This is a genomic window from Granulicella arctica (assembly GCF_025685605.1).
Taxonomy (GTDB): domain Bacteria; phylum Acidobacteriota; class Terriglobia; order Terriglobales; family Acidobacteriaceae; genus Edaphobacter; species Edaphobacter arcticus.
The window spans coordinates 958,045-973,935 of record NZ_JAGTUT010000001.1 but is presented as its reverse complement, the minus strand read 5'-3'; the positions used below and the strand labels follow the sequence as shown (position 1 = coordinate 973,935).

The following is a 15,891-nucleotide window of genomic DNA, read 5'->3' as shown; positions in this document are numbered from 1 at the left end:
TAGTTTACCGCAGATGGGCCTGGGCTGGCTCCGGCGGCTATTAATGGACGGCGAATGTGGCGGGTGGAACAGACAACCGCAGATCCTTCGACTTCGCTCAGGATGACAACATCCTGTCCGTAAAAAACGAAAGGGCTGCCAGATAGGCAGCCCTTTTGTGACGACAGGTGCAGATTACTTCTGGGCGGTGGCGAAGCGCTTGTTGATCTCATCCCAGTTGACGGTGTTCCACCAGGCTGCGAGGTAGTCGGGACGCTTGTTCTGATACTTGAGGTAGTAGGCGTGCTCCCAGACGTCGTTGCCGAGGATGGGATAGTGGCCATGGGAGATGGGATTGTCCTGATTGGCGGTGGTTTCGATCTTCAGCTTGCCGTCTGCGAAGACGAGCCAACCCCAACCTGCGCCGAACTGCTTGGCAGTGGTTTCGTTAAAGGTCTTCTTGAAGGTCTCGAAGTCACCGAAGTCGGCCTTGATCTGCTCGGCGATGTTGCCGGTAGGCTCACCGCCGCCGCCTGGCTTCATGATCTGCCAGAACATGGTGTGGTTGACGTGGCCGCCGCCGTTGTTCTGGACGACCTTGCGGACGTCCTCAGGGATGCTGGCGAGGTCTTTGACGAGCTCTTCGGGGGTCTTCTTGCCGAGGTCGGGGTACTTCTCGACTGCGCCATTCAGGTTGGTGACGTAGGTCTGGTGGTGCTTGTCGTGGTGAAGCTTCATGGTTGCTTCATCGATGTAGGGCTCAAGCGCCGCGTAGTCATACGGAAGTGCGGGAAGTTCAAAGGCCATTTGTGTATCTCCTGTGCTTCACAAGTCATTTCAGGCTGTCTATCGGGGCGGAATGCCTCGGTTGCTGATGTCTTCTTTCGATGCCAGTCAGGCTCGAAGTGATGCAGATGGTGATGCTGCGGAGATCTGCAGCATTGCGGCCCTCCAGATGATAGCGCAACGAGGTAACGGGTATCCTGCAAGGTATTACGGGGCCTGGAGGACATGATGACGATGATTCATCGGGACGCTGGCAACAGGCGGACGTTCCTTGCTCGTGGCGGCTTGCTGGTTGCAGGTGGGGTGCTGGCGGGTACACCTGCTTCTCTGATGGCTGCGGAGTTGGGTGCGCTCGAGGTTGCTTCGGCTGGGTCGATGGCGGCAATTCTGAACGGGCCGATCAAAGCGGCGATTGCGTCTGCGCTTAAGCTTGACCTGCATGCCCATGCGCAGGGAGCCGATGCTGTGGCTAAATCGCTGGTCGATGGAAGCCTTCTGGCCGACGTATTTATCCCGATCACGGCTGGACCGATGTTGAGCGTGATGCGGGCCGGGAAGGCGGAGGTCGCGCAGCCGATTGCGCGGACGGAGATGGTGATTACCTACAGCCCGAAGAGTCGGTTTGTGGCACGGTTCGAGGCCGCAGCGAAGGGGAAGGATGACTGGTGGAAGATTCTGCAGGAGCCGGGGCTGCGATTTGCCCGTGCGAATCCGGCGGGCGATCCCGGAGGGCGGAATATTATCTTCACGATGATGCTGGCGGCGAAGAAGTATGGTCAGCCGGATCTTGTGGAGAAGGTTCTTGGCGCGACGCCGAACCCGGAGCAGGTTGGGGCAGGGGGAAATACACAGTCAAAGCTGCTGAGCGGCGATCTGGACGCTAGTTCTTCGTACAAGACTGGACCAGGGCCGGCGCATCTGCCGTATGTTGTGCTGCCGAACGACGTGAACCTGAGTGGCGGTAGGGTACACGCGGATCATCCGGATGTAAGCCTCACTATAGATGGGCATACGTACTATCCGGAGCCTCTGGTCTTCTATGCGGCGGTGCTGAAGGACGCGGCAAATCGGCCGGGGGCGGTTGCCTTTGCGGAGTGGTTGAAAGGTGAGGCAGCACAGAGTTTGTTTCGGCAGTCGCAGTTTGATCCAACGGGCGATGCGGCTGTGCTGCGAGGCTAAGGAAAAAAGACTAATTCGCCTCCTGCGATGGGCTGCAAGAGGCGACTTCGATGGGTGGCAGGAGGCTAGAAGGCGAACTGGAGGGACGTGGAGATGGTGCGGGGAGAGCCGAGGTGGGCTACGTTGCTGCTGGCGTTCGTGCCTGTGATGTCGCCGGCCGCGATGGTGGAGTAGTAGTGGACGTCGGTGATGTTGTTCGAGGTGAAGCGGAGGGTGGCCAGACGGCTGAAGATCGGGTGGGAGTAGCGGAAGCCTAGATCGTAGATGTTGTAGCCGGTGGTGGTGTGGAGGTTTTCGTCATCCTGCGGACGGCCTCCAACGAATTGCCAGTCGCCGGTGATGCTCAGATTGGCGATGCGGGGTACGCGGAATTCGCTAAGCAGGTTTGACTTGTAGGCTGGAATGCCGACGAAGCGCTTTCCATCCGTGGCGGCGATACCGGTGTTGTTAAGGCGGGCGTTGAGGGCGGTAAAGCCGCCATCGATCAGGAGGCGGTGGAAGAGGGTGCCTTGTCCTGAGATCTCGGCGCCGAAGTTAACCTGCTGGCCGACGATCTCGAAGATGTTCTGCTTTACGTTGACGGCGACCGTCTCGGCAAAGGGGCGCTCCAGTCGGAAGAGGGCGGCAGTGATGTTGATCGGCCGCGCTGACGATTTGAAGCCGAACTCCCACTCCTTGCTGCGGTAGGGAGCTAGAGCCTGGTTCGCGTTGACAAGGTTGGTGCTGCCGGGTGCGATGTCTCCTTGCTGGAGGCTGCTGGCGTAGGTGCCGTAGATGGTTGTCGCGGCGGTGGGCTTGTAGATGACGCTTGCGGAGGGGCTGATGCCGTTCTTGTTTGAGCCGCCGGTGCGCGCAGTGGTGGTGTTGTTGTCGACGCCGATCCAATCCTGGCTGGCGGCGAGGCGGACGGCGAAACCTTTGGGGAGGTAGATCAGATCGCCGAGATTGAAGCCCTGCTGGTGGACTACCGCCGACTTGTATAAGCCGCGGTTTTTGGGGAGACCTGTGAGTGGGGACCCGAAGACGAGGGGGTTGGCGATGTTTGCCTTGCCGAGCGTAACGGTGGCGGTGGAGGGCGTGGTGTAGCTGTACTGATTGAAGCGGTAGCCTTCACTGGCGGCGACGATGTCCTGTCGGATGCCCCATTTTGCGTAGGTGCCGGTGATGTAGCCGAGGTCGCTCTCGACACCGAAACGTGGCGCAAAGCCGACGGCGAGCGTAGAGGTGTAGTCACCGGTGTTGTTGGTGAGATTGTTGACGGGTGTATCGATGAAGCGGTCGAGGCGCTGGGCGAGACCGCCGGCCATGGCGTGCCAGTTCGGAGAGAAGTCGTGGAGCAGGCGGGCACCGGTGCTCTGGGTGGTGAGATTGACGCCCGCGTAGGCCTGACCGAAGCCGATGCGGGTTGGATCGGGTGCGCCAGGCAGGAGCAGGGTGCGTTTGGGGCGCTGGACGGTGGAGGTGGTGTCGGTCGCATCGGGACCGTAGGTGAACCAGCCAGGGTAGCCGCGCTGGACGATGTCGTAGGCACTGTAATGAGCGTCGATGGTGGTGTGGTCGGTGGGGCGAAGGTCAAAGGCGAACTCGCCGAGACGGCGGCGGAGGCGGCTCTGGTCGACGTAGGCGGTGCCGTCGCCGAAGAGCAGGTTGGTGCGGTAGCCGAAGATCTTGTGCGGTCCGAGGCGTCCACCGGCGTCGCCGTAGACGGTACCGATGGAGGTGCTGTCCTGCTCGAAGTAAAGATTGGCGGTGGGGGCTTCGGTGGGGCGCTTGAGGACGAAGTCGAACATGCCGGAGGGGTTAGCCGGGCCGTACATGGCGGCACCGAGGCCGTTTTCTACCTGAAGCTCCTGATACTGCTCCATGGGGTTCGCGCCGGTGATGGCGATGGCCATACCGTCCATGCGGGTATTTTGCGCGATGCTGCCCTGGATGCCGCGAGTGGAGGGGCGGAGTATCTCGTCTCCCTGCTGCTCAGTAAAAGAGACCAGCGGGAGGTACTGGATAGCGTCGCGGAGGTTCTTGACCTGGGTGTTCGCGATCTGCTCGGCAGGCATCACGGTGATGGTGTACGGCTGATTGACGATGGGCGAGGTGCCGAGGACACCAGGGTTGACCCTGTTGACGTAGTAGCCGTTGGCAGGCGTGCCGGAGAGGCCGCCTACGACGGTGATGGAAGTATTTTCCCCGGCCAGAGTGAGCGAGAGGTCTTGTGTGGCGGTCTGTCCTGACACGACGATCAAGGCGGGAATGGTTAGGGTTGCGAAGCCGTTTTTGCTTGCTTCGAGGCGATAGGTTCCCGGATTGACGGTTGGGAAGACGTAGACGCCGGTCTGGTTGGTGGTGGTCTGGAGGGCGATGCTGCTTGCGGGGCCGGTGAGGGTGACGACTGCGCCGCTAACGACGGATTGGTCGGGATCTTTGATCGTTCCGCTTACCTGCACCGATTGGCCGAAGATTGGCAGAGCTATCAGAAGGAGAGTGGCGAGGCAGAACGAGAGACTGGAGAGCTTTCTAATGCGAGGAGAGAAAGTGGTGGCGTAACGAGACATCGGGCTCCTGAAGCTTGGAAGGACTCCCGGTCTCGTCACACGTTCTGAGGAGGACCTAGCTGTGGCAGCTGAAGGAGTGGTGTATTCGATAAGATGAGCGGTTTCGTGGGGCCGCTGGCGTCTAGGACCTGCGTCGGAACACGAGTGCCCAATTACTGAATTTATACGAATCGAAACGTGTGGTCAAAGGATCGGACGTAACGTGGCGATGCAAAGGGCTGTACTTTGTGGTTTCGACCTGAATTGGGCGTGACGGCAGGGGATTCGTCTCGCATTTACAGTGCGTTCTCCCGCGCCAACGGGTTTTGATTTCTAATACCGACAATGAGCGATCTTGCTGCTTCGTACCGTTGGCTGGATGATGATGGACCCGCTTTTGGGTCGCCTGGCCTGCCTCCTCGATGGACCTCGAGTCGGAAGGACGCCATTATTACGGCGTATGCCGCTTCGAGCAGGATCTGGTACACCGTCTCGCACGGGACGCTGAATGAGATCTACTATCCGACGATTGATCGGCCGCAGATCCGTGACATGGAGCTGCTGTTCACGGATGGCGAGACCTTCTTTCACGAAGAGAAGCGGGACTTCGACTACGACTTTCAGTACATCAATCCGGATGCGTTGGCCGTGCGAGTGGCTGGCGGCGACCGCGAGGGGCGTTACAGGGTTACGAAGGAGTTCATCAGCGACCCGCACCATCCGGTGATGCTGATGAATGTGAAGGTTACGGGCGATGAGGCTGTGTTATCGCGACTGAAGTGCTACGCTCTGCTGGCACCACACCTGAACGGCGGCGGGGCGGGAAATTCGGCCCGGTCGATCGAGATTGCAGGTCAGCGAGCGATCCTGGCGTGGAAGGGTGACACCTCGCTCGCTATCGGTGCGGATTGCGGCTTTACGCGATCATCCTGCGGGTATGTGGGGACGAGCGATGGGTTTCAGGACCTATCGAGCGACATGAAGATGGACTGGCACTTTGGCCAGGCGCTGGACGGCAACATCGCCGTAGTGGGCGAGATCGACGTTGCGAGCAATCGGGAGTTTACGATCGCAATCGCGCTCGGGGACGGTCATCACGCGGCGCTTGCGGGAATGATGCAGACGCTCTCGACTCCCTACGACGTGCATGTGAAGCGCTTCCTGCTGCAGTGGACGCGTGCGGGTGGCCCGGATCATCTTGCTCCGGCGGCGATGGATGGTGGCACACTGATGAGGATCAGTGAAAACGTGCTGCTGGCGCATGAGGATAAGACGTATTCGGGTGCGTTTATTGCTTCGGCGTCGATACCATGGGGCGCATCGAAGGGCGACGACGATCTGGGTGGGTATCACCTGGTGTGGACTCGGGATATGGTGCAAACAGCGACGGCGCTGCTGGCTTGTGGACGGACGGATACGGCTCGGCGGGCGCTGGTCTACCTGGCGTGTACACAGCGGCCCGACGGGAGCTTTGCGCAGAACTTCTGGATCGACGGAACGCCGTACTGGACTGGAATCCAGTTGGACGAGGTGGCATTTCCGATCATCCTGGCATGGCGTTTGTGGAAGCTGGATGGATTGGGGAACTTTGATGTTGTTCCCTTTGTGGAGGCTGCGGCGGCGTTCCTGGTGCGGTTTGCTCCGGTGACGCAGCAGGAACGCTGGGAGGAGAATGCTGGTTACTCGCCCTCGACGCTGGCTGCGGTCATCTCGGGGCTGATCTGCGCGGCGGACATTGCGCGAGGTCATGGTTCGGTGGAACTGGCGAGCTTTCTTGAGACCTATGCGGACTGGATTGAAGCCAATCTTGACCAGTGGACGACGACGGATGACGGCGTTCTGCTCGAGGGCGTGAAGCGGCACTATATGCGGATCCGTCCCCCAAATACGGGAGAGCCGTTCCACAACCCGAAGATTCCTGTTGGGAATATCCATCTTTCAAACCGTGGGCCGGACGAGCAGTACGACTTCGAGGCGCGCGAGGTGATTGACGCGGGCTTCCTGGAACTGGTGCGGTACGGGATTCGTCGTGCGGATAACCCGTTGATTGTCGACTCACTGAAGGTGGTCGACCACTGCCTGAAGATCGAGACGCCGTTTGGACCTGCATGGCGACGGTATAACCATGATGGCTATGGGCAGCGAAAGGACGGCGGTCCGTTCGAGGGATGGGGCCAAGGTCGTGCGTGGCCGCTGCTTGGCGGTGAGCGAGCACATTACGAACTGGCGGCCGGGGGCGATGTGAAGCCGTTCATCGACGCGTTTGAGAAGTTCAGCTCGGTCGGTGGTATGTTGCCGGAGCAGGTGTGGGACTATGAGGACCTGCCTTCCGAGGGAATGTACTTCGGCAAGTCGGCAGGCTCGGCCCAGCCGCTGGTCTGGGCTCACTCGGAGTATCTGAAGCTGCTGCGGTCGACGGTGGATGGACAGGTATTTGACCGGATTTCGGCGGTGGAAGATCGGTACAGCCGGCCGGTACATGAGCGGGATTTCCACAGCCTGCTGGAGATCTACCAGACCTCGCGCCCGGTGAGCGAGCTGGCGGCTGGCCTGATGCTGCGGATTATGGATCCGAAGCCTTTCCGAGTGGTCTATACCTTCGATGACTGGCAGACGACGCTCCACGCGGAGTCGAAGGCTGTCGGCTATCCGGGATCTTTTGCGGACATCTTTACAACCCCGGAGCAGACGGGGACCATCGTGTTTACTTTGCAGTGGACCGGGGACGATCAATGGCTTGGCCGCAATGTTGAGGTCACCCTGGTCAGCCCTGATTCTCAACCCGCGGGGTGAGGTGCAGGTTTCCAACTGCGTCTCGCTAGTACACTGTGACGAGCGTCACGATGACTTGATCTAGAAACCATGAGCCGACGAGTATGGACCGTCGCGGAACTTAGAGGAAACGAATGAGCGATCAGCAGCAGGAACTCGACCAGTTATCTATCAATACACTCCGCTTTCTCGCCGTCGACCAGGTCGAAAAGGCAAAGAATGGCCATCCCGGCGCCCCGTTAGGCTGCGCGCCGATTGCGTACCTGCTTTTCCACAAGTTTATGAAGCACGATCCAAAGGATCCCAAGTGGTCGGATCGGGACCGGTTTGTGCTTTCGAATGGCCACGCTTCGGCACTGCTGTACGGCGTGCTGCACCTTTCGGGATATGACCTGCCGATGTCGCAGTTGGAGCAGTTCCGCGAGTGGGGTTCGCACACGCCGGGGCATCCGGAGTATGGCGAGACGCCTGGCGTTGAGGTTACGACCGGCCCGCTTGGACAAGGTTTCGCCGAGGCTGTTGGCCTGGCGATCGCGGAGAAGCACCTCGCGGCGGTCTACAACCACGAGAATCACACGCCGGTCGACCACCACACTTATGTCCTTTGCGGCGATGGCGACCTGATGGAAGGCATCTCGCACGAATCCTCCTCGCTGGCTGGAACGTTGAAGCTGGGCAAGCTGATCGTGCTGTATGACGACAACCTCATTTCACTCGATGGGCCGACGGAACTCTCGTTTACCGAAGATGTGAAGAAGCGGTTTGAGGCCTACCACTGGCACGTCCAGGAGGTTGCGGACGGCAACGATCTCGAGGCGTTGACGCATGCGATCCAGGCGGCGAAGGCCGAGACGACGCGCCCGTCGCTGATCAAGGTACGGACGGTGATCGGCTACGGCAGCCCAAAGGCTGGGACGAAGGGTGTCCACGGCGAAGCGCTTGGACCGGAAGCGACCAAGGCTACGAAGCGCAACCTGAACTGGCCTGAGGACAAGAGCTTCTACGTGCCGGAGGAGGCGGGCAAGAACTGGGGCTCGCTGGTTGAAAAGGGCAAGACAGCTCATGCCGAGTGGCAGAAGAAGTATGAGGAGTACTCGAAGGCCTACCCGGAGAAGGCTGCTGAATTCGACCGTCGCACGGCGATGAAGCTGGCCGATGGCTGGGAGAAGAAGCTGCCGGTATTTCCAACGGATAAGCCGATCGCTACCCGCAACGCAGGCCAGGTTGTCATGAACGCGATCGCGGATGTTGTGCCTGAGTTGTTTGGCGGTGCGGCCGACCTCACCAGTTCGACGAAGACGATCTTCGCCAAGTCGGAGAACTTCCATCTTGATCCGAAGGGCCGGAACGTTTTCTTCGGCGTGCGCGAGTTCGGCATGATGGCGGCTGTGAATGGGATCGCGGCGCACGGCGGCTTGATTCCGTTTGGTTCGACCTTCTTCACCTTCTCGGACTACTGCCGTTCGGCGCTACGCATGGGCGCTCTGCAGTCGTCGCATTCGCTCTACATCTTTACGCATGATTCGATTGGCCTTGGCGCTGATGGTCCGACCCACCAGCCTGTGGAGCACCTGATGGCTCTGCGCGCGATTCCGCAGCTTACGGACTTCCGTCCAGCGGATGCGAACGAGGCCGCTGCCTGCTGGCGGCTGGCGCTCGAGCGGCACAGTGCGGCGTTTATGGCGCTGTCGCGTCAGGATCTGCCGGTACTTGATGCAGAGAAGTACAAGATCGCCGAGGGTGTCCGGCACGGTGCTTATGCGCTCGATGACTCGGGCAAGGACATCATCCTGATCGCGACTGGCTCGGAGGTGGCGACCATTATGGAAGCTGCTGAGAAGCTGAAAGCCGAGGGCATCCATGCTTCGGTGGTCTCGATGCCGAGCTTCAGGATCTACGACGAGCAGAACGATGCCTATAAGGCGAAGCTGATGCCGGAAGGTACACCGAAGCTTGCTGTCGAAGCCGGTGCGACGATGGGTTGGTGGAAGTATGTCGGCCACAACGGCGGCATCATCGGCGTGGATCGCTTTGGCGCATCTGCTCCCGGACCGAAGGTGCTGGAGGAGTTTGGCATCAGCGTGTCGAACATTGTGGCGCACGCAAAGAAACTAGTAAAGAAGTAGTCGAGTGACGTGGGGCGGGCCAGTTGGCTCGCCCCTTCTTACTTGTGAGGAGGGTTGATGGTCACGACGGAGCGGGAGATGTTGAAAAAGCCGGTCGAGCCTGCGGTGCAGGAGCGGTCGACCTCGCTGCAGCCTACGTACGAGGACAGCGTTCCTGCAGCTGAGGACGATTGGGAGCTTGAGGACGAGTAGCAGCGTCTCGAGCAAGGGTTATGAACTGAAGGGAAGAGTTCGATGAAGATTGCCATTGCAGCCGATCACGCTGGGTTTCCTTTGAAGGAAGAGGTTCGTACGTTTATCGCCAAGCTGGGTCACGAGGTTCATGATCTTGGCGCGTACAACACGGAGCCTTCTGACTATGCGGACTTTGCGGTGCTCGTCGGCAAAGAGTTGATGGCGGGTACGGCGGAGCGTGGAATCCTGATCTGCGGCTCGGGTGTGGGTGTGTGTATCGCGGCGAACAAGATGCCAGGTGTTCGCGCGAGCATGTGCCATGATACCTACTCGGCGCACCAGGGCGTTGAGCACGACCAGATGAATGTGCTTGTACTTGGAGCGCGGATCATCGGGTCGGCGTTGGCGTTTGAGTGTGTTGAAACGTATCTGAAGGCAGAGTTTATCGCGAAGGAAGAGCGCTTCGTGCGACGGCTGAACAAGGTGAAGGCGATCGAGAAGCAGTACATGCCTGCCGCCTCCGGAACGAGCTTCGGTTCGTAAGAACCCCAACCTTAAATGTGGTTCGGGCGCATCGTGCCTGCACTCCCAAGCATCTGGTGACTATGACTTCGACGCAAACCCGAACTTGGTTTATCACTGGAGCCTCAACTGGCTTTGGCCGCCTCCTGGCGGAAGAGTTGCTGAAAACTGGCAACAAGGTTGTGGCTACCGCACGGAAGATCGAGCAGATTGCCGATCTGGAAGCTCAATACCCTGAAACGGCAAAAGCGCTGGTGCTCGACGTCACCAATGCAGCGCAGGTTACTTCAACCGTTGCTGCGGCTATCGCGCACTTCGGCCACATCGACGTGCTGGTGAACAATGCTGGCTACGGTATTACCGGCGCGGTGGAAGAGGTGACGCGCGAGGAGTATGAGCCCGTCTTCGAGACGAACCTCTTCGGACTTACGCAAGTGACACAGGCGGTTCTGCCGCATCTGCGCGAACGGAAGTCGGGACACATTCTGAATCTCTCCTCGATTGGCGGACTGGTCGGATTGCCAGGCTGGGGCTTCTACAACGCCACGAAGTTTGCAGTTGAAGGGTTGTCGGAAGCGCTTGCGGTCGAGATGGCACCACTGGGTATTCATGTCACGATCGTCGAGCCGGGTCCGTTCCGAACGGACTTCTTAGGCCGATCCGGGGTCGTTGCGAAGCAGAGAATTTCTGACTACGACGTGACCGCTGGTAAGACGCGGGACTATCGAGATGAAAATACTGGTAAGCAGGCGGGTGACCCCCTGCGAGCCGTACACGCGATGATGCAGGTGGTAGATTCGCCAAACCCGCCGGTTCATCTCGTGTTGGGTGCAGTGGCATTGAAGCGTTTTCGCGCCAAGCTGGAGGCGTTTCAAGCAGAGATGTCTGCGTGGGAGTCTGTGACTTTAGGTGCTGATTTCCCGGAGGGCGAGTAAGCCGTGGCTGCAATTAAGACGATCTTCTGGGATCTTGGCGGCGTTGTCCTCACAAATGGGTGGGATAGGGACCAGCGTGCCCGAGTGTTGACGTCGTTGCAGGTCGATCTGGCAGACTACGAGTCGCGACATGATGCGGCAAACTTCTTCTGGGAGCGCGGACTTTCAACTGCATACGACTTCTTTGCGAAGACGGTTTTTCACGCTGACCAACCGTCGCGTGACTTCAGTTACGACGAACTGTGGTCGCTGGTCTGTGCGGAGAGCAAGGTGCTGCATCCAGAGTGCATCGATATTTTAGGAAAGCTTTATGACGCGCGGACGTACTCGCTGGCAACGCTCAACAATGAGTCTCGCGAATTAAATGCGCACCGGCTTGACGCCTTCAGACTGCGTCCCTACTTCGATTTCTTTATCTGTTCGGGCTATGTCCATGAGATGAAGCCACACGTTGATATCTACCGAGCGGCGATTGAAATCTCGGGCCAGGCAGCGGAACAGACGCTCTTTATCGATGACAAGCAGGAGAACTGTGATGCTGCAGTCTCGCTTGGCATGCAGGCAATTCGTTTTCAATCACCGCGGCAACTCATTGCCGATCTCGCACAGCTTGGTATCGAGGCCGCGTGAAAACGCACACCATTCACCTCAAGTTTTTAAACGCGTAAGGAGCAGATCATGTCCAGCACCACAGTCACGCCGCCAATCGATGCGGATGCAACCAAGAAGGGCGAGCGGATTCCAGAGGCTTGCATTGTCGTTATCTTTGGCGCGTCAGGTGATCTGACGAAGCGCAAGCTGCTGCCAGCGCTGTATCACCTTGATCAGTCGGGTCTGTTGCCGAAGGACTTTGCCGTTGTTGGCGTTGCTCGCCGCGACCTCAGCGCGACCTTCGGACCGGACATGCAGGACGGCATCATCAAAGGCGGCGGCGTGGAGGAGAATGACCCGAAGCTCAAACCGTTCATGGATCGCGTGAAGTATTTTGCGACCGAGTTCGATAACGACGAGGGCTTCGACAAGCTAAAGGCATACCTCGCGGACCTCGACACAAAGATGAATACCAAGGGCAATCGGCTGTTCTACCTTGCTGTTGCGCCTGAGTTCTTTGCCGACATCACCCATCGCCTTGGCGCGCACGGGATGACGAAGCCGGAAGAAGGCAAGAGCGACTGGATTCGCGTGATCATCGAGAAGCCGTTTGGAACTGATCTCAAGTCCGCCGTCGAGCTGAACGATGCCGTGAACGCGGTTCTGAGCGAGGATCAGATCTTCCGGATCGACCATTATCTCGGCAAGGAGACGGTGCAGAACATCCTCGTCTTCCGATTTGGCAACGGCATCTTCGAGCCAATCTGGAATCGCAATTACATCGATCACGTCGAGATTACGGCAGCAGAGTCGATCGGTATCGAAGGCCGCGGACCGTTCTATGAGAAGGCCGGCGCAGCGCGCGACGTGCTGCAAAACCACGTGATGGAAGTGTTGTCGTTCGTCGCGATGGAGCCACCGGATTCGTTCCAGGCGGATGCTGTCCGCACGGAGAAGCTGAAGGTCTGGAAGGCGATCGAGGGAATTCCTGTCGAGAACACGGCGCGTGGACAGTATGGTCCGGGCAAGGTGGACGGCAAGGACGTCATCGGCTATCGGCAAGAGGAGCGCGTCAATCCGGAGTCGCACACGGAGACCCTTGCTGCGGTTCGGCTTGAGATCGAGAACTGGCGCTGGGCGGGCGTTCCGTTCTATCTGCGCGCGGGTAAGCGGCTTGCGAAGCGTGTGACGGAGGTGACCGTGGTATTCAAGCAGCCACCGATGCACCTCTTCAAGAGCACGAATAGCGACGGATTGAACGAGCCGAACGTGCTGACGATGCGCATCCAACCGGACGAGGGCATCAGCCTGCGCTTCGGTGCAAAGATTCCCGGACCGACGACGAATGTGCGACCGGTCACGATGCACTTCAGCTATGCGGACGCCTTCGGCAAGAGTTCGGCCAATGGCTATGAGCGGCTGCTCCTCGATGCGATGCTTGGCGATGCGACGCTGTTTGCGCACCGCGACGGCGTTGAGGCTACGTGGGCACTCTTTACGCCGATTCTCGAGGCGTGGGCTGCGGATACGAATACCGGCTTTCCGAACTATGCAGCCGGCACTGAAGGTCCTGCGGAAGCGGATGAACTGCTCGCAAAAGATGGGCGTAGCTGGCGCAAGCTGTAGCTCGCAAGTGAGGAGAGTAATTCGACTATGCCGCGACCTGTAACCGTTACATATCGTGTCTCAAAGACTGCAGCCGCCGTAGCACAGGCGGCTGCGGAGCTGTTTACCAGCAATGCCGAAGCTGCGGTTGCTGCTCGCGGCCAGGCACGAATCGCCATCTCGGGCGGCTCGACACCGAAGGCGATGTTTGCCCTGCTTGCCGATCCTGCGCAACCTTTTCTGAAGCGTGTGCCCTGGGACTCGCTCGACCTCTACTGGGTGGACGAGCGATGCGTTCCGCCGGATGACAAAGATTCGAACTACCGGATGACGAGTGAGGCGATGCTGTCAAAGGTGCCGCTTGCGGCGGATCGTGTCCATCGGATGGAGGGTGAACTCGATCCCGAGGTCGCTGCCTCAAGGTATGAGTCGACACTGCGGAACACGTTCAAGCTGGAGGGAGCGGAGACGCCGACCTTTGACCTGATCCTGCTCGGCATGGGGGACGACGGTCATACGGCTTCACTGTTTCCACATACCGAGGCCCTGAATGAGATGGGTCGCCTGGTAGTGGCGAACCACGTGGTCCAGAAGGAAACGTGGCGCATTACGCTTACGTGGCCGGTGATCATTCACGGGCGGCAGGTGGCGTTCCTGATCGAAGGCGTAGCAAAGGCTGAGATTTTACATACGGTGCTGCTCGGTAAGTATGACCCCGAGACGACGCCTTCTCAGCTGATCCGGCCAGCGAGCGGAAAGCTGTTGTACTTGCTCGACTCGGCTGCAGCAGCTAAGCTGCCAGAACCGGTTGCCTCCGATGCAAGTGAGGAAGCGACGGGAACACTGGAGCTTTCCTAGATGATTCTTGCGGGTGATGTTGGCGGTACCAAGGTTCATCTTGCGCTGTATAACTTTGAAGCAGGCAAGCTGAAGTCAATCCGTGATCAGAAGTTTCCTGCGCACGAGTTTGCGTCGCTGGATGACGTCGTCAACAAGTTCCTCGCTGGCGATGACGGACAACAGCACGACAATGGAAAGATCGCGGCGGCGTGCTTCGGCTGCCCCGGGCCCGTACGCGACGGTCGCTTGAAGCTGACCAATCTCCCGTGGACGCTCGATTCGCGCGAATTGCAGAAATCGCTCGGGATCGAGCATATCTTCCTGATCAACGATCTCGAGGCGAACGGTTATGGGATTCCTGAATTAGCGGTTGACCAGATCTTTACCCTGCACGCGGGCGATGAAGGAGCGGTTGGGCATCGCGGATTGATTGCCGCAGGCACGGGTCTCGGTGAGGCGCTGCTGATCTGGGACGGCAAACGGCACCGGCCAATTCCCTCGGAGGGTGGGCATTGCGACTTTGCCGCGCGGTCGGATCGCGAGGTGGCGCTACTGCAGCATCTGCGCCGCACGCTGAACGGCCGGGTGAGCTTTGAGCGCGTCGTCTCAGGGCTTGGTATCAAGAATGTGTATGGCTATTTGCGCGATGTCGAGAAGCTGGACGAGCCACAATGGCTCCGCGACCGGCTCAAGGCCGAGGACCCCAATGCGGTGATCGGCACCTGCGCCGAGGATGGATCGAGCTCGATCTGCTTCGAGACGATGCGCCTCTTCTCAGCAGCTTACGGGGCAGAGACGGGTAACATCGCGCTGAAGGTGCTTGCGACTGGCGGCATGTACCTGGGCGGTGGCATCGCCCCGAAGATTCTCAAGACGCTGAAGAATGGTGCCTTCACCCAGGCCTTTCTGGACAAGGGGCGGCTTTCGGCACTTCTGCAAGCGATTCCGGTACGGGTCATTCTGGACGATACCTGCGCATTGCTGGGGGCGGCGGCCTATGCTGAAGATCGTGCCTCCGAGATCTCGGGTCACTCCGAGCGTAGCGCGTCTGCTGTTTCGGCGTAGCCTCGCTTGCCGGCGATTGATTTAACGCGGCGTGCCGACCCGGCTAACCTGCCGGAGTTGATGGATCAGCCATGCAGCTATGACGAACTGCGTGCCTGTCTGCGAGATATCGCGCGAGTCAATCGATTGACTCTTGCCTATCGGCCTACGCTCTCATGGCTTTCGAGGTTGCCGCGAAGGTCGAAGCCGCTGCAGATTGTCGACGTGGGTTGCGGGTATGGCGACAGCTTGCGGCGCATTCACGGGTGGGCTGCGCGGCGCGGGATTGCAGTTGCACTGACTGGGATCGACTTGAACGGTGATGCGATTCGAGCGGCAACGGCAGCGACTCCGGCAGGAATCAACATCCGCTGGGTGCATGGCGACGCCTACTCGTATGAGCCGGTCGAAGGAATCGATGTGGTCTTGAGCTCGCTTCTGACCCACCATCTTGCAGAGGCGGAGATCGTGCAGTTTCTTGGCTGGATGGAGCGGACTGCGCGGCAGGGATGGTTCGTGAACGATCTCCACCGGATGGCGTTTCCGTATAAGGCCTTCGAGCTGTTAGTAAAGGTGATCCCGTTTCATCCGTTCGTGCAGAACGATGGGCTGGTTTCGATTCGCCGCAGCTTCCTGGTCGAAGACTGGCAGCGGCTTTGTGCGGAGGCCAGTCTTCCGATGCCGCAGGTGGTGATTCGCGAGTATTGGCCGGCGCGATTGTGCGTGGGGCGAGTCAAAGCTTAAGGGGCCACGGAACCCTGAACCGCCAAAGCTCGTATTGTGGAAAGAGTTCGAAAAATTCAACTG

Annotated in this window: 13 protein-coding genes; 11 read left to right on the top strand and 2 right to left on the bottom strand. The window is 59.2% G+C overall.

All coding sequences use genetic code 11. The features are described from left to right. Positions 1–174: 174 nt before the first annotated feature. Positions 175–786 carry a superoxide dismutase gene (locus tag OHL20_RS04010; RefSeq protein WP_263381926.1) on the bottom strand — a complete coding sequence of 204 codons (612 nt, stop codon included), beginning with the start codon at positions 784–786 and terminating at the stop codon, positions 175–177. 204 nt (positions 787–990) lie between these two features. Between OHL20_RS04010 and OHL20_RS04005 the strand changes: the two genes are divergently transcribed. Continuing rightward, on the top strand, positions 991–1,944 hold the full coding sequence (locus OHL20_RS04005; protein WP_263381925.1) for an extracellular solute-binding protein: 954 nt from the start codon (positions 991–993) through the stop codon (positions 1,942–1,944). Positions 1,945–2,009: 65 nt separating this feature from the next. On the opposite strand, the gene OHL20_RS04000 is transcribed toward OHL20_RS04005, so the two are convergent. Beyond that, positions 2,010–4,496, bottom strand: a complete 2,487-nt coding sequence (locus tag OHL20_RS04000; RefSeq protein ID WP_263381924.1) for a TonB-dependent receptor — start codon at positions 4,494–4,496, stop codon at positions 2,010–2,012. 324 nt (positions 4,497–4,820) lie between these two features. On the opposite strand from OHL20_RS04000, the gene OHL20_RS03995 reads away from it, so the two are divergent. From OHL20_RS03995 to OHL20_RS03950, 10 genes are all read left to right on the top strand, one after another. After that, a complete protein-coding gene (locus OHL20_RS03995) occupies positions 4,821–7,268 on the top strand; it encodes a glycoside hydrolase family 15 protein (RefSeq protein WP_263381923.1) in 2,448 nt (815 codons plus the stop codon). Between the two features lie 113 nt (positions 7,269–7,381). Further along, entirely contained in the window at positions 7,382–9,373 is a 1,992-nt protein-coding gene (gene tkt, locus OHL20_RS03990) for a transketolase (protein WP_263381922.1), read from the top strand. Positions 9,374–9,430: 57 nt separating this feature from the next. Next, positions 9,431–9,565 carry a hypothetical protein gene (locus tag OHL20_RS03985; protein ID WP_263381921.1) on the top strand — a complete coding sequence of 45 codons (135 nt, stop codon included), beginning with the start codon at positions 9,431–9,433 and terminating at the stop codon, positions 9,563–9,565. A gap of 42 nt (positions 9,566–9,607) precedes the next feature. Continuing rightward, positions 9,608–10,090: a ribose 5-phosphate isomerase B gene (gene rpiB / locus OHL20_RS03980; RefSeq protein ID WP_263381920.1), complete on the top strand. Its 483-nt coding sequence runs from the start codon at positions 9,608–9,610 to the stop codon at positions 10,088–10,090. Positions 10,091–10,152: 62 nt separating this feature from the next. After that, entirely contained in the window at positions 10,153–11,004 is an 852-nt protein-coding gene (locus OHL20_RS03975; protein ID WP_263381919.1) for an oxidoreductase, read from the top strand. A gap of 3 nt (positions 11,005–11,007) precedes the next feature. Continuing rightward, a complete protein-coding gene (locus OHL20_RS03970) occupies positions 11,008–11,634 on the top strand; it encodes an HAD-IA family hydrolase (RefSeq protein ID WP_263381918.1) in 627 nt (208 codons plus the stop codon). A gap of 48 nt (positions 11,635–11,682) precedes the next feature. Then, positions 11,683–13,221 (top strand): glucose-6-phosphate dehydrogenase, encoded by a 1,539-nt coding sequence (zwf, locus tag OHL20_RS03965; protein ID WP_263381917.1) that lies wholly within the window; start codon positions 11,683–11,685, stop codon positions 13,219–13,221. A gap of 27 nt (positions 13,222–13,248) precedes the next feature. After that, on the top strand, positions 13,249–14,058 hold the full coding sequence (gene pgl / locus OHL20_RS03960; protein ID WP_263381916.1) for a 6-phosphogluconolactonase: 810 nt from the start codon (positions 13,249–13,251) through the stop codon (positions 14,056–14,058). Further along, entirely contained in the window at positions 14,059–15,105 is a 1,047-nt protein-coding gene (gene glk, locus OHL20_RS03955) for a glucokinase (protein ID WP_263381915.1), read from the top strand. A gap of 6 nt (positions 15,106–15,111) precedes the next feature. Continuing rightward, the gene (locus tag OHL20_RS03950) at positions 15,112–15,828 is read left to right on the top strand and encodes a methyltransferase domain-containing protein (protein ID WP_263381914.1); all 717 of its coding nucleotides are present in this window, start codon (positions 15,112–15,114) and stop codon (positions 15,826–15,828) included. Positions 15,829–15,891: the final 63 nt, after the last annotated feature.